The 22,351-nt window shown below is 66.8% G+C and carries 23 protein-coding genes; 9 read left to right on the forward strand and 14 right to left on the reverse strand.

The features are described 5' to 3' along the window. Positions 1–23: 23 nt before the first annotated feature. From AC1DNE_RS21135 to AC1DNE_RS21145, 3 genes are all read right to left on the reverse strand, one after another. A complete protein-coding gene (locus AC1DNE_RS21135) occupies positions 24–491 on the reverse strand; it encodes a YidB family protein (RefSeq protein WP_441472933.1) in 468 nt (155 codons plus the stop codon). 74 nt (positions 492–565) lie between these two features. Beyond that, positions 566–826 (reverse strand): GlsB/YeaQ/YmgE family stress response membrane protein, encoded by a 261-nt coding sequence (locus AC1DNE_RS21140; protein ID WP_441472934.1) that lies wholly within the window; start codon positions 824–826, stop codon positions 566–568. A gap of 202 nt (positions 827–1,028) precedes the next feature. Beyond that, the gene (locus AC1DNE_RS21145) at positions 1,029–1,217 is read right to left on the reverse strand and encodes a YdcH family protein (RefSeq protein ID WP_441472935.1); all 189 of its coding nucleotides are present in this window, start codon (positions 1,215–1,217) and stop codon (positions 1,029–1,031) included. A 229-nt stretch (positions 1,218–1,446) separates the two neighbouring features. Here AC1DNE_RS21145 and AC1DNE_RS21150 point away from each other — a divergent pair, with 229 nt between their 5' ends. The 5 genes from AC1DNE_RS21150 to AC1DNE_RS21170 all read left to right on the forward strand — a co-directional run bounded on the left by AC1DNE_RS21150 (position 1,447) and on the right by AC1DNE_RS21170 (position 4,860). After that, entirely contained in the window at positions 1,447–1,665 is a 219-nt protein-coding gene (locus tag AC1DNE_RS21150; protein ID WP_441472936.1) for a YdcH family protein, read from the forward strand. 102 nt (positions 1,666–1,767) lie between these two features. Next, a complete protein-coding gene (purE, locus tag AC1DNE_RS21155) occupies positions 1,768–2,268 on the forward strand; it encodes a 5-(carboxyamino)imidazole ribonucleotide mutase (protein ID WP_476765854.1) in 501 nt (166 codons plus the stop codon). After that, positions 2,265–3,365, forward strand: coding sequence for a 5-(carboxyamino)imidazole ribonucleotide synthase (locus tag AC1DNE_RS21160; RefSeq protein WP_476841178.1), 1,101 nt, complete (start codon positions 2,265–2,267; stop codon positions 3,363–3,365). Before purE ends, AC1DNE_RS21160 begins: the two co-directional genes overlap by 4 nt. Positions 3,366–3,533: 168 nt before the next feature. Then, on the forward strand, positions 3,534–3,767 hold the full coding sequence (gene rpsU, locus AC1DNE_RS21165; protein WP_441472939.1) for a 30S ribosomal protein S21: 234 nt from the start codon (positions 3,534–3,536) through the stop codon (positions 3,765–3,767). Positions 3,768–4,011: 244 nt separating this feature from the next. Beyond that, positions 4,012–4,860: a tetratricopeptide repeat protein gene (locus AC1DNE_RS21170; RefSeq protein WP_441472940.1), complete on the forward strand. Its 849-nt coding sequence runs from the start codon at positions 4,012–4,014 to the stop codon at positions 4,858–4,860. Here the strand turns inward: AC1DNE_RS21170 and AC1DNE_RS21175 are convergent, their stop codons facing one another. The 6 genes from AC1DNE_RS21175 to AC1DNE_RS21200 all read right to left on the reverse strand — a co-directional run bounded on the left by AC1DNE_RS21175 (position 4,861) and on the right by AC1DNE_RS21200 (position 11,069). Further along, the gene (locus AC1DNE_RS21175) at positions 4,861–5,745 is read right to left on the reverse strand and encodes an alpha/beta hydrolase (protein WP_476765856.1); all 885 of its coding nucleotides are present in this window, start codon (positions 5,743–5,745) and stop codon (positions 4,861–4,863) included. A 131-nt stretch (positions 5,746–5,876) separates the two neighbouring features. Next, entirely contained in the window at positions 5,877–7,283 is a 1,407-nt protein-coding gene (locus AC1DNE_RS21180) for an NAD(P)(+) transhydrogenase (Re/Si-specific) subunit beta (protein WP_441472942.1), read from the reverse strand. Between the two features lie 3 nt (positions 7,284–7,286). After that, entirely contained in the window at positions 7,287–7,721 is a 435-nt protein-coding gene (locus tag AC1DNE_RS21185; protein WP_441472943.1) for an NAD(P) transhydrogenase subunit alpha part 2, read from the reverse strand. A gap of 17 nt (positions 7,722–7,738) precedes the next feature. Continuing rightward, positions 7,739–8,878: a Re/Si-specific NAD(P)(+) transhydrogenase subunit alpha gene (locus AC1DNE_RS21190; protein ID WP_441472944.1), complete on the reverse strand. Its 1,140-nt coding sequence runs from the start codon at positions 8,876–8,878 to the stop codon at positions 7,739–7,741. 36 nt (positions 8,879–8,914) lie between these two features. After that, complete coding sequence (locus AC1DNE_RS21195; protein ID WP_441472945.1) at positions 8,915–9,199, reverse strand: aa3-type cytochrome c oxidase subunit IV; 285 nt, start codon at positions 9,197–9,199, stop codon at positions 8,915–8,917. A 502-nt stretch (positions 9,200–9,701) separates the two neighbouring features. Continuing rightward, positions 9,702–11,069 carry an ABC1 kinase family protein gene (locus AC1DNE_RS21200; RefSeq protein ID WP_476765857.1) on the reverse strand — a complete coding sequence of 456 codons (1,368 nt, stop codon included), beginning with the start codon at positions 11,067–11,069 and terminating at the stop codon, positions 9,702–9,704. A gap of 132 nt (positions 11,070–11,201) precedes the next feature. On the opposite strand from AC1DNE_RS21200, the gene AC1DNE_RS21205 reads away from it, so the two are divergent. Beyond that, a complete protein-coding gene (locus AC1DNE_RS21205; RefSeq protein ID WP_441472947.1) occupies positions 11,202–11,576 on the forward strand; it encodes a DUF4180 domain-containing protein in 375 nt (124 codons plus the stop codon). A 13-nt stretch (positions 11,577–11,589) separates the two neighbouring features. Here the strand turns inward: AC1DNE_RS21205 and AC1DNE_RS21210 are convergent, their stop codons facing one another. Continuing rightward, a complete protein-coding gene (locus tag AC1DNE_RS21210) occupies positions 11,590–12,486 on the reverse strand; it encodes a 3-keto-5-aminohexanoate cleavage protein (RefSeq protein ID WP_441472948.1) in 897 nt (298 codons plus the stop codon). Between the two features lie 47 nt (positions 12,487–12,533). Beyond that, complete coding sequence (locus AC1DNE_RS21215) at positions 12,534–13,769, reverse strand: MFS transporter (RefSeq protein WP_476765858.1); 1,236 nt, start codon at positions 13,767–13,769, stop codon at positions 12,534–12,536. A 152-nt stretch (positions 13,770–13,921) separates the two neighbouring features. Between AC1DNE_RS21215 and AC1DNE_RS21220 the strand changes: the two genes are divergently transcribed. Continuing rightward, positions 13,922–15,547, forward strand: coding sequence for an acyl-CoA synthetase (locus AC1DNE_RS21220; protein ID WP_441472950.1), 1,626 nt, complete (start codon positions 13,922–13,924; stop codon positions 15,545–15,547). A gap of 118 nt (positions 15,548–15,665) precedes the next feature. On the opposite strand, the gene AC1DNE_RS21225 is transcribed toward AC1DNE_RS21220, so the two are convergent. From AC1DNE_RS21225 to AC1DNE_RS21235, 3 genes are read right to left on the reverse strand one after another with little or no spacing between them, the layout of a single operon-like run. Beyond that, positions 15,666–16,517, reverse strand: coding sequence for a PCC domain-containing protein (locus AC1DNE_RS21225; protein WP_441472951.1), 852 nt, complete (start codon positions 16,515–16,517; stop codon positions 15,666–15,668). Beyond that, complete coding sequence (locus AC1DNE_RS21230) at positions 16,514–18,148, reverse strand: acyl-CoA synthetase (RefSeq protein ID WP_441472952.1); 1,635 nt, start codon at positions 18,146–18,148, stop codon at positions 16,514–16,516. The genes AC1DNE_RS21225 and AC1DNE_RS21230 overlap by 4 nt, the downstream gene beginning before the upstream one ends. Beyond that, a complete protein-coding gene (locus AC1DNE_RS21235) occupies positions 18,145–19,011 on the reverse strand; it encodes an IclR family transcriptional regulator (RefSeq protein WP_441472953.1) in 867 nt (288 codons plus the stop codon). The genes AC1DNE_RS21230 and AC1DNE_RS21235 overlap by 4 nt, the downstream gene beginning before the upstream one ends. Before the next feature lie 247 nt (positions 19,012–19,258). Between AC1DNE_RS21235 and AC1DNE_RS21240 the strand changes: the two genes are divergently transcribed. Beyond that, positions 19,259–21,127 (forward strand): TRAP transporter large permease, encoded by a 1,869-nt coding sequence (locus AC1DNE_RS21240; RefSeq protein ID WP_441472954.1) that lies wholly within the window; start codon positions 19,259–19,261, stop codon positions 21,125–21,127. 61 nt (positions 21,128–21,188) lie between these two features. Beyond that, complete coding sequence (locus AC1DNE_RS21245; protein WP_476765860.1) at positions 21,189–22,208, forward strand: TRAP transporter substrate-binding protein; 1,020 nt, start codon at positions 21,189–21,191, stop codon at positions 22,206–22,208. The last annotated feature ends 143 nt before the right edge of the window (positions 22,209–22,351 follow it).

Genomic DNA, 22,351 nt, shown 5'->3' on the forward strand with positions numbered 1-22,351 from the left:
GAATCACGAAAACGGGCTGTCGATCAGCCCCGTTTCAACTGGCCTTCCGGCGTGTAGCGATCGACCGCTTCCGGCAGGATTTTCGACAGCCGCGCCAGCAGGTCTTCGCGAGTCAGCCCGGTCTGGCGCGTGATCGCGTCGATGACCTGGGGGCCGAGCGCCTGCTCCAGCTCATTCGGCGCAACCTGCTCATTCGGCCCCTGGCTCACCCAGGAATCGGCCTTCTGGCCCTGCCCCGACTGGTTGAAGCGGTCGACCAGTTCGCCCAGGCCGTTGTTGAGCACCGCGCCGACACCGCCCGCCCCGAGCAAGCCGCCGAGGCCGCCGAGAAGTCCGCCGCCCTGCTGCGGCTGTGCCTGTGCCTGCCCGGGTTGCGGCACGGGCGAGGGAATCTGTCCCGGCTCGGGCTGGCCGCGACCGCCGATCCACTCGGCGATCTTGTCGCGGTTTTGAAAGCCCGCCACGGCCAGAAGACCGAGCAAGGCGGTCATGGACGGGAAGCCGCTGCTGCTGTTGTCGTCACTCACGGCAATCACTCCTCTGTCCTGGAATAGGCTCGCGTGGATCAGACCGCACGATTGCGGCCGGATAGGGCGCCCCAGATGACGAGCACGACGATCGCGCCGACAACTGCGCCAATCAGCCCCGCGCCTTGGCCCGGCGCGTACCAGCCGAGCGCTTGGCCGAGATAGGTCGCCACGATGGCGCCGACGATGCCGAGGATCGTGGTCAGCACGAACCCGGAAGGCTCGTTCGATCCCGGCATGATGAACTTGGCGACGACGCCGGCAATGAAGCCGATGATGATGGTCCAGACGATGCCCAAGGCTACCTCCCCTTTGCACGAACGCCCGGCCTCAACGGCTGACTGAGCAAGATGTTCCTGCGCGATTGCGTCATCCTGTTGACGACCCTGCGCGAAGACGGCGTCGACAAAAAAACCGGCCCCTTTCGGGGGGCCGGCTCATCCGCATCGTCGAATTCTGGAATCGTCGAATCCTTGGCGGGCTGGGTCGCCCGCTCTGGCCTCAATGCAAGGTGCGCACCGGCATCGTCTGCCTTACGCGCTCGATCTCATCCTTCAGTTGCAACTTCTTCCGCTTCAGCTCAGCCACGCTGAGGTCGCTCGAGGACGGGCTCAAAACGGCCTGCGCGATCGCGTCTTCGAGCTGACGGTGCTTGCGCTCAAGTTCCGCAAGACGGGTTTGCAACGACATCTGGATCCTCCTGATGAGCGGTTGACGCCTCAATCTGACATAGAGCCGGCTTCACGTCTTCCCTGTGATGTCACACGGTATTCATGAGATTCTGTGATCCTCGCCAGCTCGGTCCCGGAAAGCCGTGAATAGGACGACCTTCCGGCCCTCGTACCGCCGCGGACGCTCTTGCAGGGCGCGCAGCGGCAAAGGCATAGTCGCGCCCAAGTGCGGCGATGATGAGATGGCCATGGGATTCGAGCTCAGCCCGGAAGAGGTCGAGACCTTCACCGCGGAGCTGGCGCGGCTACGCGAGGAACACCGCGATCTCGACAGCGCCATCGATGCGCTGGAGCGGGTCGGCGCGATCAACCAGATTCAGGTGCAGCGGCTGAAAAAGCGCAAGCTCTACCTGAAGGACCGCATCGCGCAGATCGAGGACGCGCTGACGCCCGATATCATCGCCTGACGCGATACCTTTTCCGGCAGCGCAGGCCCGATTCGCCCTTGCTTACCGAGCGCCGGACGGTCTAGATCGCGCGCTTCCCTAAGCGGAGCCTTGAGCGCATCCATGGCCGAGATCAACCCTCCCGTCGCCATCATCATGGGCAGCCAGTCCGACTGGGCGACGATGCGCCATGCCGCGGAAGCGCTCGATGCGCTCGCCATTCCCTATGACGCCCGCATCGTCTCGGCTCATCGCACGCCCGATCGTCTTTTCGCCTTCGCCAAGGGCGCCAAGGCAGAGGGCTTCAAGGTGGTGATCGCAGGTGCCGGCGGGGCCGCCCATCTGCCGGGCATGACCGCTTCGCTGACGCCGCTGCCGGTCTTCGGCGTGCCGGTCGAATCCAAGGCGCTGTCGGGACAGGACAGCCTGCTCTCCATCGTGCAGATGCCGGCGGGCATCCCCGTCGGGACGCTCGCCATCGGCCGTGCGGGCGCGGTCAACGCCGCCCTTCTCGCCGCTGCAGTGCTCGCGCTTTCGGACGCGAAGCTGGCCGAGCGGCTGGATGCCTATCGCGCCCGCCAGAGCGCGGGGATCGCCGAGCGCCCCAGCCGCGAGGACGCATGAGCCCCCCCGTTCCCACCGGCCTTGCGCCGGGCGCCGTGCTCGGCATCCTCGGCGGCGGCCAGCTCGCCCGCATGATGGCGCTCGCGGCCGCCGATCTGGGCGTGCGCTGCCATATCTTCGCGCCCGAGGCCGACAGCCCGGCTTTCGATGTGGCCGCCCGTCACACGATCGCCGAGTATGAGGACGAGGCGGCCCTCGCCGCCTTCGCCGGTGCGGTCGACGTGGTCACTTACGAATTCGAGAACGTCCCCGCCGCGACCGCCGCTTTCCTCGCCGGCCGGACCCCGCTGCACCCCGGCGCCCGCGCGCTTGCGGTCACCCAGGACCGGCTCAGCGAGAAGCGCTTCATCGCCAATCTCGGCCTGCCCGTCGCCCCCTTCCGCGCCGTCGATTCGCTGGCCGATCTCGAGGCTGCCGTCGCCGCGCTCGGGCGCCCCTGCGTGCTCAAGACGCGTCGCTTCGGCTATGACGGCAAGGGCCAGGTCAAAATCGCGCCCGGCAGCGATCTCGGCGAAGCCCACGAAGCGATCGGTCGCTTTCCCGCGATCCTCGAAGGCTTCGTGCCCTTCGTCCGCGAAGTCTCGGTCATTGCCGCCCGCGGGCTGGATGGCGCCTTCGCCGCCTTCGACGTCTGCGAGAACGAGCACCGCGACCACATCCTCGCCTTCACTCATGTGCCGGCGAATCTCTCCGCGGAGGCTTCGGACGCCGCCATCGATGCGGCACGTCGCATCGGCGAGGCACTGGGCTATGTCGGTGTCTTCGCCGTCGAGATGTTCGTGCTCGAAGAGGGCGATGCCGAGCGCATCGTCATCAACGAGATCGCCCCGCGCGTCCACAATTCCGGGCACTGGACCAGCGAAGGCGCGCAGACATCGCAGTTTCACCAGCATGTCCGCGCCGTCTGTGGCTTCCCGCTCGGGTCCGCCACCAGGCGCGGCCATATCGAGATGGAGAATCTGATTGGCGATGCCGCGCTGCGCTGGCGCGAGATCCTCGCCGAGCCCGGCGCTCATCTGCATCTTTACGGCAAGCGCGACGCCCGCCCCGGCCGCAAGATGGGGCACGTCACGCGCATCACCCGCGACGGAGTCTAGGCCTTCGGCACAGCGCCAACCTGAAACCGCCACAAACCCCGGTTTTCACGGGTTTTCGGCGTGGACAGGCAAATTGAATTCTGCTATCCGCACGAACCTTCGAGCGATGTGCATTGTCTCATCGCCGGCCCTCATTTTTGGATCAACCGCTAAGGACGGACGTTTCACGTGCAGGTTCTCGTTCGCGACAACAATGTCGATCAGGCTCTCCGCGCTCTCAAGAAGAAGATGCAGCGCGAAGGTATCTTCCGTGAGATGAAGCTCCGCGGTCACTACGAGAAGCCCTCCGAGAAGAAGGCGCGTGAGAAGGCCGAGGCGGTCCGTCGCGCTCGCAAGCTCGTCCGCAAGAAGATGCAGCGCGAAGGTCTCCTGCCCGCGCCGGTGAAGCCGAAGCGTCCCTGATCGATTCCCGGGCGGCCATTGAGCCGTCCAGGACCCAGGGCCGATAGCGAAACGCGCCTGGAGACCCCTCCGGGCGCTCTTGCTTTTCAGCCATGTTAACCAAGTTTTGGCGGGTTTCAGGCGTTCTCTTCCGCGAGGCGCTGTCGGTTGGGAGCGCAGAGACGCCGTGTCCGGCCTTGTGCCGGATGAGCCTTCCGCGCGGAGGCCATGCGGCAGGCGAAGCACGGAACCAAAGAGGCAGAGCATGATCCGAGGCAGATATTGGCTGGCCGCCGCCGGCATGGCGCTTGCGCTCGCAGGATGCGACACCGTCTCCGGCCTCTCCTCGCAGCCCGCTATCGCCGAGCTCGACACCCGCGATACCGCCGACGCCAACGTCAATATCGGCTCGCTGACCGAGGTCATCAGCCGCAATCCGAACGATCCCGGCGCCTACAATCTTCGCGGTGCGGCCTATGCCCGCGTCGGCCGCTTCTCCGATGCGATCGGTGACTTCACCAAGGCCGTCCAGCTCGATCCGAACCTCGCCTCGGCCTATACGAATCGCGGCCTGGCACTGCGCCAGAGCGGCCGGAACGACGCCGCGCTCGCGGATTTCAACCGCGCCACCACGGCCAATGCGAATTATGCGCCGGCCTATGTGGCCCGCGCCAACCTGCTGCGCCAGCAGGGCAACAGCCAGCAGGCCATCGCCGACCTCAACACCGCGATCCGCCTCAATCCGGAAGCGGCCGAAGCCTTCCACGCCCGCGGGCTCGTCTACCAGAAGGAAGGCCAGCACCAGCATGCCGTCACCGATTTCGATTCGGTGATCGACCGGAACCCCTACACCGCGCCGCCCTATATCGCCCGCGGCCAGAGCCTGAACGCGCTCGGCAAATACGACGCGGCGCTGGAGGATTTCACCGCCGCGCTCAACGTCGACAACCGCAATGCCGATGCCTGGGCCGGCCGCGGCTTCGCCTTCGAGAAGCTCGGCAAGAAGACGGAGGCCTCGGAGGCCTATCAGCGTGCGCTCAGCCTCGACGGCAATAACGCCCAGGCTCGCGCAGGCCAGTCCCGTCTCGGCGGCGGCGGCTTCTTCCGCAGCTGATCACGGCGCGGAGCCGGCCCTGGTTGCCGGCTCGCCCACCGTCCGGGTTTCTGCCCCGCTCAGCCTGCCTCCCGCGACATCGGCGAGGAAGCGTCGCACCTCGGCGAGCGAGCCATATTGCGGCAGATCCTCGTGCCCGCCATCGGGAAAGCGCAGGAAACGCTTCGGTGGGTTGGCAAGCTCATAAAGTGCCCTCCCCTGAGCGAAGGGAATGACCTTGTCCCGCTCGCCATGCATGACGAGCAAAGGCGTCTTGAGCCGCCCGACGACCTCATCCGAGTGGAACTGGTCCTTCATGAACGATCCGACCGGGGCGTAAGGATAGCGTTCCTGCGCGACGGCGGCGATCGAGAGATAAGGCGCCTCCAGCACCACGGCCTTGAGCGGCACCTCCGCCGCCAGTTTCAGCAGCACGCCGGTCCCAAGCGACTCGCCGTAGCCGACCAGCCGCCCCGTGCCGAAACGGTCCGCGGCAGCGCCATAGGCGGCCCGGGCATCCTGTAGCAGCCCGTCTTCGCTCGGGCTGCCTGTCGAGCCGCCATAGCCGCGATAGCTCACCGCGAAGAGCCCCGTGCCATCCTCCGTCAGCGCCCGGAACCGCCCCACCCGGCCGGTCCGTGCGAGATTGCCGGCATTGCCGTGGAAATAGAGCAGGACCGGCTTGTCGGCCCGCGGCGGCACGATCCAGGCGATGAGCCGCTCACCATCCGCGGTCGCGATGGTCGCCTCCTCGGCCGCGACGAGGCCCGCCGTGGCAATGTCGGCCTTCGCTGGATCGCGCGGATACAACAGCTCCCGCTGCCGGGCGTATAGCATGCCGAGCATCGCGAGATAGCCGGCGACACCCAGAACTGCGATCAGCTTCAGAAGGCGCAGGATGATCACCACGGCACGCCCGGAAAGCGAAAGGGCCGGCGATCAAGCCGGCCCTTTGCAGCAATCCGATGACGGCGGGGCGTTTCGCCTGGAACCAGTCCGCATCGCAAAAGTGGCGCCACTTTTGCGGGGGCGTGTTCTCAGTGCGCCATCGCCTTGACGATCTCGTCGGTGACCTTCTTGGCGTCGCCGAACAGCATCATCGTGTTGGGCCGGAAGAACAGCTCGTTCTCGACGCCGGCATAGCCAGCCGCCATGCCGCGCTTGATGAAGATCACGGTCTTGGCCTTCTCGACGTCGAGAATCGGCATGCCGTAGATCGGCGAGGACTTGTCCGTCTTGGCCGCCGGGTTGGTGACGTCGTTGGCGCCGATGACGAAGGCGACATCGGCCTGGCCGAATTCCGAGTTGATGTCCTCCAGCTCGAAGACCTCGTCATAAGGCACGTTGGCTTCGGCCAGCAGCACGTTCATGTGGCCGGGCATGCGGCCCGCCACCGGGTGGATGGCGTATTTGACCTCGACGCCCTCCTTCTTCAGCGTGTCCGCCATTTCGCGCAGCGCATGCTGCGCCTGGGCCACCGCCATGCCGTAGCCCGGCACGATGATGATCTTGCCGGCGTTCTTCATGATGTAGGCGGCGTCGTCCGGCGAGCCCTGCTTGACCGGCCGCGCCTCGGCCGCGCCGCCCGCGCCAGCCGCTGCATCGTCGCCGCCGAAGCCGCCGAGAATGACGGAGATGAAGCTCCGGTTCATCGCCTTGCACATGATGTAGGACAGGATCGCGCCGGAGGAGCCGACCAGCGCGCCGGTGATGATCAGCGCCATATTGCCGAGCGTGAAGCCGATGCCGGCCGCAGCCCAGCCGGAATAGGAGTTCAGCATCGAGACCACGACCGGCATGTCGGCGCCGCCGATCGGGATGATCAGCAGGATGCCGAGAGCCAGCGAAACCACGACGATCAGCCAGAAGACCGCATGGCTCTCGCTCTTGATGAAGATCGCGAGCAGCACGACGAGCGCGATGCCGAGGCCGATATTGATGCCGTGGCGCTGCGGCAGCATGATCGGCTTGCCGCTCATCCGCCCGTCGAGCTTGAGGAAGGCGATGATCGAGCCGGTGAAGGTGATCGCGCCGATCGCGACGCCGAGCGCCATCTCGAACAGGCTCGAGCCGTGGATCGCGCCGGTGCGGCCGATACCGAAGGCCTCCGGGGCGTAGAGCGCCGCCGCCGCCACCAGAACGGCGGCGAGGCCGACCAGCGAGTGGAAGAAGGCGACGAGCTGCGGCATCTGCGTCATCTGCACGCGCCTGGCCATATAGGCGCCGGCGCCGCCGCCGATGGCGATGCCGACCACGACCAGCAGCCAGCCGGAGAAGCCGGCAGGCGGGAAGAACAGCACGGTCGTGACGATGGCGATCGCCATGCCGATCATGCCGTAGCGGTTGCCCTGTCGCGAGGTCGTCGGATGAGACAGGCCCCGCAGGGCCATGATGAAGAGGACGCCCGAAACGACGTAGAGGAGGGCTGAGAGGTTCGCGGCCATGCGTCAGCCCTTCTTCTTGTACATCGCGAGCATGCGCTCGGTGACGAGGAAGCCGCCGAAGATGTTCACCGAGGCCAGGATCAGCGCGATGAAGCCGAAGAGCTTGGCCCAGATCGGCCCGTCGCCCAGCGCATCCGCCGCCGAGACGCCGACCGCCAGCAGGGCGCCGACGACGATGACCGAGGAGATCGCGTTGGTGACCGACATCAGCGGCGTGTGCAGCGCCGGCGTCACCGACCAGACGACGTAATAGCCGACGAAGACGGCGAGCACGAAGATGGCGAGGCGGAACACCGTCGGATCGACGCCGCCGGTTGCGATGCTGGCGGCAGCGGCAGCCTGGTCGGCGTAGCGCTCGGCGAGCTCGGCCGCCTGTTTGGCGAGAGCGGCCGCGTTGCGGGCCTGTTCCAGAGCCTGTTCGGGAGAGGGAGTTGCCATGGTCGGAATTCCTTCGCTCAGGCCTTCGGCGCGAAATTCGGATGGATGACGGCACCGTCCTTCGTCAGGGCGGTCGCCTTGACCAGCTCGTCGTCCCAGTTCACCGCGAGTTTCTTCTCGGCCTTGTCGATCAGCGTCTCGACGAAGGCGAAGAGGTTCTTGGCGTAGAGCGAGGAGGAGGTCGCGGCCAGGCGCCCGGGCACGTTGAGATGGCCGACGATCTTGACGCCGTTGTCCGTCGTCACGACCTCGCCCGGCTTGGCCAGTTCGCAGTTGCCGCCGCGCTCGACCGCGAGGTCGACGATCACGGAACCGGGCTTCATGCTCTCCACCATTGCCGCCGAAATCAGCTTCGGCGCCGGGCGGCCCGGGATCAGCGCGGTGGTGATGACGATATCCTGCTTGGCGATGTGGCTGGCTGTCAGCTCCGCCTGCTTCGCCTGGTACTCCTTGGACATCTCCTTGGCGTAGCCGCCCGCCGTCTGCGCCTGCTTGAACTCCTCGTCCTCGACGGCGAGGAACTTGGCGCCGAGCGATTCGACCTGTTCCTTCGTGGCGGGGCGCACGTCGGTAGCCGTGACGATGGCGCCGAGGCGGCGCGCGGTGGCGATCGCCTGCAGGCCGGCGACGCCGACGCCCATCACGAAGATCTTCGCGGCCGGCACGGTGCCCGCCGCCGTCATCATCATCGGAAGCGCCCGGCCGTATTCGCCCGCCGCGTCGATCACGGCGCGGTAGCCGGCAAGATTCGCCTGCGAGGAGAGCACGTCCATCACCTGGGCGCGGGTGATGCGCGGCATGAACTCCATGGCGAAGGCCGCGACATTGGCCTTGGCCAGCGCCTCGACCTGCGCCTCGTTGCCGTAGGGGTCCATCGTCGCGATGACAAGCGCGCCCGCCGGCAGGCCGGCTATCTCGGCCTCGCCCGGGCGCCGCACCTTCAGCACGATCTCGGCGCCCTTCAGCGCCTCCTCGGCCGTCTTCGCGATCGTTGCGCCAGCTGCCTCATACTCCGCATCGGGGATGCCGGAGGTTTTGCCCGCCCCAGCCTGGATCACCACCTCGGCTCCAAGGCCTTTGAACTTGCGGACGGTCTCCGGCGTCGCGGCGACGCGGGTTTCCGCCCCTTGCGTTTCGGCTGGGACAGCAATGCGCATGGTGGGGCAGGCCTTTCCGGCGTTATGGGAAGACGGTCAGAGCAGCAGGAGGGCGAGCAACATCAGGACCAGCGCGACGACCGGCGCGCGCCACGAGATCGAGGGAGCAGCAATGCCGACACCGGCGCCGATGACCGCAAGAATCGTTCCGATCAGCGCAGTGCCCCAGGCATGTTTGGAGCCACCGACCGCGAGCGCCGCGACGATCGCGAGACAGGCGACGGTGCCGACCTCGGCGAAGTGCACGAAGCCGGTATAGGTGCGTTCGTGCTCCTCGTAGTCCATCGCGGGGATGTCGGCATGCTGGGCGTGGTCGGCCATGGTCTCGATCCTGAAAAAGACACAGTCTCTCTAAGCCTGTAGCGCACCCGCGACGGACGGGCAACGCACCACCGCAACGCACCCCGGCACGACATCGTTCAGCGGGCGCTTGCTCGACTAATGGCGACGCCCTGACGGGAATTCAATCGATTTAAAGGACACAAATTGCCCTGAGTCCGCCAACCCCGCATGATCGCCGTTAACATCGTTTCGGCGCGGGCAAGGACGGCCCTCCCGATCTCGGCTAAACCTCTCGCGACGGAGTGGAGACGCTTGTCGTGAACGATCCTCGAAAGGATGTCAGCAAGGACGATCCCTTTGCCCTCGACCCCGCCCTGCGGGAGAAGGCCAGGCGCTGATTCGCCGAGGCGCGAGAGCAGACCAAACGCGACGACGAGGAGATTGCCGCCTGGCGTCGCGACAACGGCCCGGCCGGGGGCGATGGAGGAAGCGGCGATTTCGGCGGCGATGGCGGGGACTGCGGGGGCGGCGACTGAAACGGTCAGGGCTGCGCCTTCAAACCCGCATCCGCCAGCGCCGCGCCCTGCCGCTCGGCGACACCCACCAAGGAAAAGCCTTCGATTTCCGCCTCGAACAGCCGGTGGAAGTTCAATTCGGCGTCGAGATGCAGGAAGACGCCGCCGAGCCCGATCGCGGCGCGGTCCATGAAGACGAATTCGCGCGGCACCGTCACCGGCCCGCGCCGCTTCAGTGCCTGATGCACCTGGAAAGCCTGCTTGCGGCCATATTCGGCCGGGCTGACATCTTCGGCGATGCGCCGTGTCCGGTCTTCCAGCAGCGGCCCGTAGATGAAGCGCGCCCAGATGTTGAGCGTGTCGACGAGGTCCTTGGTCAGCCCCTTGAAGCCCCAGGTCTCGTAGGCATGGACGACCCGTGCCTCCTCGCCGTCCCGCAGCCCCTGATAGAGATCGACGACCCCGCCGACGAAGGAAGGCGGGAAGATGCGGATGCAGCCATAGTCGAGCAGGTTGATGCCTTCAGGCTCCCCGTCCTCCGAGAACACCGTGTAGTTGCCGAGATGCGGATCGCCATGGATGACGCCGTGATGGCTGAAGGGGCGCCACCAGGCCTTGAACATCGCTGTCGAGATGCGGTCGCGCGCCTGCTGCCCATCCTGCTTGTGCGAGAGGATCGGGCTGCCGTCGAGCCAATGCATGGTCAGGAGGCGCCGGGTCGAGAGCTCTACCTCGACCGCCGGCACGCGCACTTCCGGCGTATCCGCGAGAATGGCTTGATAAAGCGCGATGTGCCGGGCTTCGCGGCGATAGTCGAGCTCTTCGCGGACGCGCGCGCCGATTTCCTTGGCGATCTCGCTGGTATCAATCACAGCCCCCATCCGCCGGTGCAGCGCGAACAGCACCTCGAGCTGCGCGATATCAGCTTCGACTGCTGATTCCATGTCGGGATATTGCAGCTTGCAGGCCAGCGGCGCGCCGCCCAGCGTCGTCGCGCGATGCACCTGGCCGAGCGAGGCCGCGGCGGCCGGCTTCAGGTCGAATTCGCCGAAGCGCTCGCGCCATTGCGGGCCGAGCTCCGCCATCATCCGGCGCTTCACGAAGGCGGCACCCATCGGCGGCGCCTGCGACTGCAGCTTCTGCAGCTCGGCGGCGTATTCGGGCGGCACGACGTCGGGGATGGTGGCGATGAGCTGCGCCACCTTCATGATCGGGCCCTTCAGCCCGCCGAGAGCCCGGGCCAGCGCCTCGGCATTAGAGGCGTCCCGCCCCTCCACCCCGAAGAGCCGGGAGCCGGCGATCCGCGCCGCCACCCCGCCGACATTGGCGCCGACGCGGGCATAGCGCGCGGCACGGGCGGAAAGTCGATTGGCTTCGCTATCGCGTTCGGACATCGGCTCGCTTTCGCGGATCGCTCGTCCCCAGCATTTAAGACGCCGTCGCCGTCATTCCAATGCGGCACTTGGCCAACGGCTCCGCAGACGCCCCCGCTTGTCACCGCTGACGGGCGCCACTAGGCAGGAGCCATGTCTCGACTGATCGAAATCGGCGGCACCCGCGCCCTCCTCTTCGCCAGCACCGGACCGCTCCTGGCCAGCCCGGGCGACTCGAACGACTTCATCGGCGAGGCCTGGTCCGTCAGCGCCGACCTGCTCGCGATCCCCATCGAGCGTCTCGGCCCGGACGTGCTGAACCTGCGCACGCGCGTCGGCGGCGAGATCTTCCAGAAATTCGCGAATTATCGCCTGCGCTGCGCGATCGTCGGCGACATCAGCGCTGCCCTCGAGGGCAGCGGCGCCCTGCGCGATTTCGTGCGCGAGACCAATGACGGCCCGGCGCGCTGGTTCGTCCGGGATATCGATCAGCTGCGCGCCCGGCTCGAAGCCGAAACCGCCGCCTAGCAATCGAAGGCCATCAAGAGCCGTTTACCGCGTCACGCGCCGCGAGATCGGCGCGCACCTCGGCGACGCTCGCCGGGCGGCCTCCCGCGGCCTCGACCTTGCGGACGAGATCGGCGATCAGCGCCGCATTGCTGCGTGTCTCACCGAAGGGTGCATCCTCCAGCCCGCCGCGGACATGGATGCCGCGCGCAACGGCGGGCGCGATCAGCCCGGAGAGGTCGACGCCGAGCCCGGCGATCATCACCGGCGCATCGGGCGCATCCTCCGCCAGCAGCTTCAGATGAGCCTCCAGCGCCCATTCGCGCGGCGGAAAGCCCCAGGCGAAGGCGTCGGAGAACATCAGCCGGTAGATCGGTGTCGGCATGCCCGGATAGACTTGGGCCAGCGCAGCGCCCAATCGCGTGAAGCCCGGCTCGTAGATCGCATAGCTCGGATGAATCTTGTGGCGCTCAGCCACCTCCATCCCCTCGCGGATATGCTCGCCGGGGTTCTGGTAGATGAAGCCGGCCTCGCCCTGCGGGATGCCGGCGAAACTCGTCCAGTTGCAGGAGCCGGGATCGAGCACGCCCCATTCGACCAGCTCGCGCTTCGCCAGTTCCTCGAGATGGGTGTAGCGGCCGGAACCGTGCATGTCGCCTGCGTAGGCGGAGCCGAGGATCGGGATCGTCGGATAGACGATGGCGTCGACCTTGGCGCGGATGCCCTCGATCGCCTGCGCATAGAGCTGCCAGTCGTCGCGCTGCCTGCCGGTCGCGACATCGTATACGTGGAGATGGACGATAGCCGCACCCGCCTCGGCAGCCGCAATGCCATCGGCGACGATGTCGGGAATGGTGATCGGGATGCCCGGCTGGCGCTCCTTGCCCCAGGGTCCGTTGATCGCAGCTTCGATCCAGATCGGCTTGGTCATGAGCTTATCCTTCCCGCAAGCCGCATGCGATCGAGCTGTCTGAACGGCTACGCGGCAAAGATCTCTTTTTCCGCCGGTATGATGCCAGCAGGCCTTCGCGCCCATCTTCCATCGAAAGCCAGCGTCGCCACAAGCCACAGAACCAGCGCGAGAATCGCCGTGGTTCCCAAGGTCAGGAACGCAGCCGGGTATCCGAACGCCTGCGCGACCGAGCCGCCGAGCGTCGGGCTGAGTGACGCACCGATGCCCTGTATGGTCATGACGGCGCCCAATCCCACATTGAAATGTCCGCTGCCCCGCAGAATGCCCGCGACGAGGCCCGGTAGGGCAACGCCGAGAAGCCCCGCCCCGACGCCGTCGAGAATCTGCACGGGCACGAGAACCCAATAGCCTTGGAAGCTCGCAGCGATGAGCCCGCGCAATGGCAGCGCGACGAGGGCGAGCACGATCACGATCCAGTACCCCCTGCGCTGCGCCAGCCGGGCGGCGAGGAGTGCCATCGGGATCATGGTCAGTTGTGCCACCACGACGGTCAAAGCGGTCGCCGCGCTCGGGTCGCCCTCGCCTCGGGCCACAATCGCTTGCCCGAGGAGCGGCAGCATCGCGCCATTGCCGAGATGGAAGAGCAGCATCACCAGCGCGGTCACCACCAGCGGCGTCGAGGTCAGCAACACCCGCCAGCCGGAGCCATCGCGTTCTTCGGCGTCCGGCGCCTCACGGCCACGCGCCGCTTCGTGATCGATGGCATCCGCAGGGATGCAGAGCGTCGCCGCGGTCGCGCCGACCGCCATCGCGGCCATGAACCAGAACACCGCCTGCAAACCGAAGACGTAGCCGAGGCCGCCGCCGGCCAGCGCCGCGAACATGTTGCCGCCGTGATTGAACGCTTCGTTGCGGCCGAGCTGCTTTGCGAACCCGGCCTGCCGGACGAGCCCAAGCGTGATCGCAGCGATGGCCGGCGCGATGACGGCACCGGCGACGCCCTGTACGATCTGCGCGCCGAGCGTCACCGAGAGGCTGGGGACGTAAAGCATGGTCAGGCTCGCCACGATGATGGCGAGCGAGGCCGCGATCATCACCGCGCGTTTCGCCCGCGTCGCGTCGACGAAGGCTCCCAGCGGCGTCGTCGCGATCATCCCGGCAAGCCCGCCGACCGTCATGACGACGCCGATGTCCTGCGGCCCCCAGCCCTTCTCCTGCAGATAGACCCCGAGGAAGGGGCCGAGCCCGTCCCTGACATCGGCCATGAAGAAGTTGAGGGCGTTCAGGGCCGGCAGGGACATCGGATTTCTTCCGCAGGGGGCGGCGGCAGAACGTCCGGAAAGGGAGCAGGTTCCCGCAGTCGCGTCGTGCGTGAAGGCGCCAAGGCAGCGCCTTGCAGCAGGCCCCGATGGAGGCTCTAGTTGTGATTGACGACAAAGCTCCGGATGAGGACATGCTCGAACGCTGCGCGACCTATCGTGAAACGCTGAACGCCTTCGCCTGGCGCATTCCCGAGCGCTTCAACATCGGCACGGCCTGCTCGGACGCACATGCCGACGGCGCCGGCAAGCCTGCGCTGATCTTCGAGGAGGACGGCGGAAAACTCGCGACGCTCTCCTTCGACGATCTCGCCCATGCCTCCAACCGCTTCGCCAACCTGCTCCGCGCTCACGGCATCGGGCCGGGCGAACGCGTCGGCATCCTCTTGCCGCAATCGCCGCAGACCGCGATCGCCCATCTCGGCGCCTATAAGCTGGGCGCCATCGCCCTGCCGCTCTTCATCCTATTCGGACCGGAAGCATTGGAGCACCGCCTCGGCCATAGCGGCGCCAGCGTGCTGGTCACCGACGCGGAGAACATCGGCAAGGTCGAGGCGATCCGCGACGCCTTGCCGAACCTGCGCAAGATCTTCGTCGTCGGCGGCGCCGGCCATCTCGATTTCGAGGCCGAGATGGCGAAGGCCTCCGACAGCTTCACTCCTGCCGATACACGGGCCGAAGACCCGGCCGTGATCATCTACACCTCCGGCACGACGGGAAAGCCGAAGGGCGCGCTGCATGCCCACCGCGTCCTGCTCGGCCATCTGCCTGGCGTGCAGATGCCGCAGGAGTTCTTCCCGCAGGCCGGCGATCTGTTCTGGACGCCGGCAGACTGGGCCTGGATCGGCGGTTTGCTCGATGTGCTCCTGCCCAGCCTCTATTGCGGCGTGCCGGTGCTGGCCTCCCGCGCCCGCAAATTCGACCCCGAGGCCGCCTTCGCCCTGATGGCGCGCCACAAGGTGCGCAACGCCTTCCTGCCGCCGACCGCGCTCAAGCTGATGCGGCAGGTCGGCAATCCCAAGCGCTTCGGCTATGCCATGCGCTCGATCGGCACCGGCGGCGAGACGCTGGGCGCCGACATGCTGGACTGGAGCCGCGAGACCTTCGGCTTCCCGGTCAACGAGTTCTACGGCCAGACCGAAGCGAACCTGCTCGTCGCCAATTGCGCCAGCCTCTATCCCGTGAAGCCGGGCTCGATGGGCCGCGCCGTGCCCGGCCACCGCGTCGCGGTGATCTCGCCCGAAGGCCGGGAACTGCCGCCGGGCGAACCGGGATTGATCGCGGTCAACAGGCCCGATCCCGTGATGATGCTGGAATACTGGAACCAGCCCGACGCCACGGCGGCGAAATTCATCGGAGACTGGCTCGTCACCGGCGACACCGGCGCCCGCGACGACGAAGGCTACTTCTGGTTCCAGGGCCGCGACGACGACATCATCTCCTCGGGCTCCTACCGCATCGGGCCGGGCGACATCGAGGACTGCATCATCCGGCACCCTTCCGTGCTGATGGTCGCGGTCGTCGGCGTGCCCGATCCGGTCCGAACCGAGATCGTCAAGGCCTTCGTCCTGCCGAAGCCGGACGTGACACCCTCGGCCGAACTGGCGGCCGAGATCCAGGCCTTCGTGCGCGACCGGCTGGCGGCTTACCAGTACCCGCGCGAGGTCGAATTCGTCACGGAACTGCCGCTGACCGCGACGGGGAAGATCATGCGCAAGGATTTGCGCAATCGCGAGATCGAGAAGCAGCGCGGCGGGTAAACCCTGCCGTCATGCTCGGGCTTGACCCGAGCATCTCAGGCCGGAAGAGACTCCGGCACCTTGTTCGGCAAGAGATTCTCGGGTCTGCGCTGCGCTTCGCCCGAGAATGACGAGGTGGTTACAGCGCCTCCAGGACCAGCTCGAATGTCATCAGCACCGGATTGTCGCCCCGAACCAACCGCCCGCTTGCCAGCGCGCCGCTATAGTCGACCAGCGCGACATCGATCGCCGCTTCGAAGCCCCCCACGCCCGGAGCGATCCGACCCTCGGTGATCGCAACCTCCGTAGCGAAGTTCTCGACCGCCCCGCCATCCGTGAACCGCGCCCCTATGGTCGAGCCGACGCCGCCATGGATCACCGCCTCGCGGATGCCGCGATCGGCGCAGAACGCTTCCAGAACCCTGCAGAAATCGACATTCGGCTTCACCCGCAGCGCGAAGAAGCGCCCATCCCCTGCACCACCCGACGCGGACGACACCGGCCCGAACAGCTTGAAATGGGTCTCGCTGTCCGGCTCGGCCACGAAAACCGCTCCGTCGAGCCCCACCGCCGGCACGGTGATCGTCTCGGCGACCGTTGTCTCGTCCGGCAGGATATGGCCGCCGCAGCGCTTGCCATCGCCTTCCGTCCAGAGCGCATGAGCGTGGAAGAAAGGCGCCCCGTCACGCTGGCCGAAGGTCATTGCACCCATCTCGATGCGCGCGCCGCCTTCTGGCCTGAACGTCTCGCTGTAGAATGCGGCATGCTCCGGCGTCTTCGACAGGGCCGGCATCACATAGGCGAAGGGCAAGAGCTTCAGCCCGTCGAGCTTCACCATGCCCGAGGCGAACCCCTCTGCCGCGAAACCGCTCCTCACCGCCTCCAGCAATGGCACACCAGCTGGCAACATCAGCGAAAAAGCGCGCCCGCCGCATTCCACACATTGGATGCGCTCGGGCGTGCCGGTGCCGGGCTGCTCGATGCGCCTCATGACGCCTTCCCCTTCAGGAAATCGAGCTCGCCGCGCTTCTCCAGCTCATCCTTGACGAGGCGCTTCGGCACCTTGCCGTAGCCCGATTTCGGCAGGGCCTCCCAGAACAGGAAGCGCTTCGGCATCTTGTAGCGGGCGATCTTCGGCCCGAGGAAATCCGCGATCTCGGCCTCCGTCGCGCTCTGGCCGGGTCGGTTGACGCAGACCGCGATACCGATCTCGCCCCAGACCGGATCGGGCACGCCGAGCACGGCCACCTCCGCGATCGCCGGATGGGTCAGGATCTTCTCCTCGATCTCACGCGGATAGATGTTCGAGCCGCCGGAGATGTACATGTCCGAGGCGCGGCCGGTGATGTAGACGAAGCCCTGCTCGTCCATATGACCGAGATCGCCGGTGCGGAACCAGCCGTCGCGGAAGGATTTCGCGTTGGCTTCCGGGTTGTCGTAATAGCCGGCGAAGACCGCGGGCCCGATCACGCAGATTTCGCCCTGAACGCCCGGCTCGACCTCCTTGCCGTCCTCATCCTGGATCTGCACCTGCATGCCCGTGCGCTCGAAGCCGCAGGTGCCGATGCGGGCATTCGGCCCGTCCTCGGCCTCGTGCAGGGCCGGCGGCAGCACGGTGATGTTGCCGGTGACTTCGCCCAGCCCGAAATACTGCACGATCACCTTGCCGAGCTTCTTCAGCGCCGCCTTCTGGTCTTCGCGATACATCGGCGCGCCCGCATAGATGATGTAGCGCAGGCTGGAGTGATCGTGCTGGTCGGCGGCGGGATGCTCGACCAGCATCTTCAGGATCGTCGGCACGGTGAAGATGTTGCTGACGCGGTGCTTCGCGATCAGGCGATAGGCCTCGTCGATGTCGAAGCGTTCGGTCGGCAGCAGGATCGAGGCCGCGCCCCGCGCCGAGATCATGAGCTGGTGCACGCCCGCGCCATGCGAGAGCGGCGCCACCACCAGCGAGGCGTCCTTTTCGGTCGAGCCCGGCACGAGGTCGCAGAGATGGTTGGTGATGACGAAGCCCATCTGGCCATGGGTCAGCACCGCCGCCTTGGAGCGCCCGGTCGTGCCGGAGGTGAAGAAGAACCAGCAGGGATCGTCATGCTCGACCGCGGCATTCTCGATACGCTCGCCGCGATGGCGCGCGATCACCGCGCCGACCTCGTCTTCGCCGAAGGCGCCCGCTCCGATCCGCCAGGTGAACTCCGGCGCGGGGCTCGAAGCAGCGACAGCCGCCGCATGCTCCGGGAAATCGCCATGGCAGAGGAAGCCCTTCGCCCCCGAAGCCGTGGCGAGATAGGCGACCTCGTCCGGCAGCAGGCGGAAATTCGTGGGAACCCAGACGGCTCCGAGCCGGAAGGTCGCGAACATCGAGACGAACATCGCGTCGCAATTTTTGGAATGGACGAGCAGGCGGTCGCCCTTGCCGATGCCGCGCGCCTTCAAACCCGCGGCAAGCGCCGAGACCTGCGCATCGATCTCGGCCCAGTCCAGCGTCTTTTCGCCCCAGATGAAGGCGGGATGCCCGGCCAGGCGGCGCGCATTCTGCGTCACGATATGGGCGAGGTTCATCACCCGCCGCGTCATCGGCACGACACCCCCGATGGGGGCTGCGGTTGCGGAGCTCATCTTGCGGCTCTCCCTGTCTCGATCTGTCGTGGCGCGGCCGCCACAATGGGCTTGCTGCCCTGCTTGGAAACGAACATCTGCGCCAGCAGCGCTTCCATCCGCGCGGCCTCGCGTGCCAGCAGCCGCGAAAGCTCCTCCTGCCGGGCCGGCGCCATGCGGCTGTCGATCGCGGCAATCGAGAAGGCCCCGGCGACGCGCCCGTCCGGATAACGGAAAGCCCGCCCGACGCCCCAGGAACTGGCGACGAGCCGGCCGGGATTGAGCGAGAACCCACGCTCGCGTGTCTCCGCGATATCGACCCTCATCGCGTGCGGCGCAAAGCCGGGGTAGCGCGCCAGCAGCGCCGCTTCGTTGGCGGCGATAATGCGGTCAACATCTTCGTCTGGCAGCGCGGCGAGGAGCGCGAGCGCGCCGGCGCCGACGCCCAGCGGATGCTGGTCACCGGTCTGCAGCGCGTGGGTGCGCACCGGATAGGTACCCTCCTCCCGGTGCAGGCAGATCGCGTAGTTCTCGCGCCGGATGGTGAGAAAGCTCGTATCCTGCGTCTCGCCCGAAAGCCGGCGCAGGCTGTCCATCGCCAGCTCGAGCAGGCCGTGGCGGCGCGCCGCCAGCACGCCCAGCACGAAAGCCTCCTCGCCAAGGCAATAACGGCGCGTCTGCGGCTCCTGTTCGACCAGCCCGGCCCGCATGAGGGCCAGCAGCAATCGCCGGGTCGTCGGCTTGTTGAGCCCACTGCCGGAGACGATCTCGCCGAGCGGCAGGCCTTCGGCCGGCTCCCGCCCGATCAGCGAGAGCAGCCCGAGCGCCCGGTCGACGCTCTGCGAGCCGGACAGGCCGGCTTCGGGCGCGGAACTCTGCGGCAAGCGTTCCTCCTGATAGTCCATATCATGGACCTTGTTCTTATCGCCTGAGCCTAGATTGGCGCATTGCCGATTGCAACGCCGCCTTCGACGTGTAAATCTGCCGACCGTCCGCTACTCACAGTATGGACCGAAATCGACGCCGGCGACCCACAAGATCGGCGCGAAGGGAGGATGAACGATGGCCCTCGTGGCAACCTGCGTAGCGGGCGCAAGCGCGCGCCGCCCGAGCTTCGGCTGAGGCCGCGGCATGGTCGATGTCGCCGATACCCTGACGATCCCCGAGAATCTGAGCGAGAACGCCGACGCGCGTCCGGGCTCCGCCATCATGCGCCCGGTCGAGATCGTCGCGGCCGCGCTGGTCGCCTTCATCATCGGCGTGCTGCTGCTCGGCGTCGTCTCGCGCTATGTCTTCGCGCTGCCCTTCGTCTGGGTCGACGAGGTCGCCTCCATCGCCTTCATCTGGCTCGCCATGCTCGGCGCCGCCATTGCGGTCGACCGCAACGAGCATCTGCGCCTGACGCTCTTCGTCGGCATGATGCCCACGAGGCTGCGCGAATTCGTCGAGACGCTGGCGCTCACCGCCGTGGCCGCCTTCCTGGCCGCGATGGTCGACCCGGCCATCGAATATGCGGTGGAAGAGAGCTACGTCACCTCGGCCGCGCTCAACATTCCCGTCAGCTGGCGCGTCTCGGCCCTCGCCGTCGGCATCGTGCTGATGGCGCTGCTCACCCTGCGCTATCTGTTCAAGACCGCGCGCCTGGTCGACATCGCCGCCGCGGCCCTCGTCGTCGGCGGGTTCGGTCTCGCCTTCTGGCTCCTCGGGCCGACGCTGAAGGGGCTCGGCTACTATAACATCCTGATCTTCCTGATCGGCGTCGTCGCCGCCTGCCTCGTCGCGGGCGTTCCCATCGCCTTCTGCTTCGGGCTGGGCACGCTCGCCTTCCTCGCCTTCTCGACCAACGTCCCGATCATCGTCATGGTCGGGCGCATGGACGAGGGCATGTCGAGCCTCATCCTGCTATCCGTGCCCATCTTCGTGCTGCTCGGCTGCATCCTCGACGCCACCGGAATGGGCAAGGCGATCGTGGATTTCCTCGCATCGCTGCTCGGCCATGTCCGCGCCGGCATGTCCTATGTGCTGCTCGGCTCGCTCTATCTCGTCTCCGGCATCTCGGGCTCGAAGGTCTCGGACATGGCGACGGTCGCGCCCGCGCTGTTCCCGGAGATGAAGCGGCGCGGCTACAAGCCCAAGGACCTGATCGCGCTGCTCTCCACCGGCGCGGCGATGGCCGACACCGTGCCGCCCTCGATCGTGCTGATCGTGCTCGGCTCCGTCGCCGGCGTCTCGATCGCCGGCCTGTTCAATGCCGGCTTCGTCATCGCCGGCGTGCTGCTGGTCGCGCTCGCGGGCCTCGCCCGCTGGAAGGCGGCGGCGGAGGACATGAAGGGCGTGCGCCGCGCTCCGCTCGCGGTCATCGGCAAGGTCGCGCTCGTCGCGGCTCCCGCCCTGGTCCTGCCCTTCATCATCCGTGCCGCGGTCGGCGGCGGCGTCGCCACCGCGACCGAAGTCTCGACCATCGCGGTGCTCTATGCGCTCGTCATCGGCATCGTCCTCTATGGCGGCATCGGCCCGCGCAAGTTCTACGCGATGCTGGTCGAGACGGCGGCGCTCTCCGGCGCGATCCTGATGATCCTCGGCACGGCGCTCGCCATGGCCTGGGCCCTGACCCAGACCGGCTTCGCCCGCGACCTCGCCGGCTTCATGGCGCATCTGCCCGGCGGCTGGCTCAGCTTCATGGCGGTGTCGATCGTCGTCTTCATGATCCTCGGCTGCGTGCTGGAAGGCCTGCCGGCGATCGTGTTGCTGGCGCCCTTGATGTTCCCGATCGCGAAGAGCCTCGGCATCAACGACGTGCACTATGCGATGGTCGTGGTCACCGCGATGAATATCGGCCTGATGGCGCCGCCGATCGGCATCGGTTTCTACATCGCCTGCAAGATCGGCAACGTCTCGCCTGACGAGGCAATGGGCGCGATCTGGCCCTATCTCATCGCCCTGCTCGTTGGCCTCGTCGTCATCGCGCTCGTCCCAGGCCTCTCGACCTGGGTGCTGTGAAGCTCACCGCCAACCATAAGAAACTTGCAAGACAACAGACGTTCTCAAGGAGAAAACGCCCATGACCATCTCGCGCCGCACCCTGCTCCAGGCGACAGCCGCCGCCTCCGCCATCGGCACCTTCCATATCGGCCGCGCCAATGCCCAGGCCGCCGAGTTCACCTACAAATACGCCAACAACCTGCCCGTCGCGCACCCGATGAACACCCGCGCCAACGAGGCCGTTGCGAAGATCAAGGAAGAGACGAAGGGCCGCGTCGACATCCAGATCTTCCCGAACAACCAGCTCGGCTCCGACACGGACATGCTGAGCCAGGTCCGCTCGGGCGGCGTCGAGTTCTTCACCCTCTCGCCGCTGATCCTGTCGACGCTGGTCGCCAACGCCTCGCTCTCGGGCATCGGCTTCGCCTTCCCGAACTATGACGCGGTCTGGAAGGCGATGGACGGCGAGCTCGGCGCTTACGTCCGCGGCCAGATCAACAAGGCCAACCTCGTCGTCATGGACAAGATCTGGGACAACGGCTTCCGCCAGATCACCTCGTCGAAGGGCCCGATCAACACGCCCGACGACCTCAAAGGCTTCAAGATCCGCGTGCCGGTCTCCCCGCTCTGGACCTCGATGTTCACCGCGCTCCAGTCGGCACCGGCCTCGATCAACTTCGCCGAGGTCTACACCGCGCTGCAGACCAAGATCGTCGACGGCCAGGAGAACCCGCTCGCGATCATCTCGACCGCGAAGCTCTTCGAGGTGCAGAAGTACCTCTCGCTGACCAACCACATGTGGGACGGCTTCTGGTTCCTGGCCAACCGCCGCGCCTGGGAGAAGCTGCCGGAAGACCTGCGCGCCATCGTCGCCAAGAACATCAACGCCGCCGCGCTGCTGGAGCGCCAGGACGTCGCCAAGCTCAATGCCGGCCTGCAGGGCGAACTCGCCTCCAAGGGCATGACCATCAACGAGACCAAGGCCGACGCCTTCCGCGACGCTCTGCGCAAGGCCGGCTTCTACGCCGAGTGGAAGAAGAAGTACGGCGACGAAGCCTGGGGCATCCTGGAGACGGCCGTCGGCAGCTCGCTGAGCTGACCTCTGCCACACCGTCATTCTCGGGCGCCGCGCAAGCGGCGACCCGAGAATCTCATGACCAGCTCGCTCTGGTTTCCGAGATGCTCGGGTCAAGCCCGAGCATGACGCGCCTCTTGAACGCGTCCGCGCTACGCCCACAGAAA

It is taken from the genome of Allobosea sp. 05L423 (assembly GCF_056397745.1).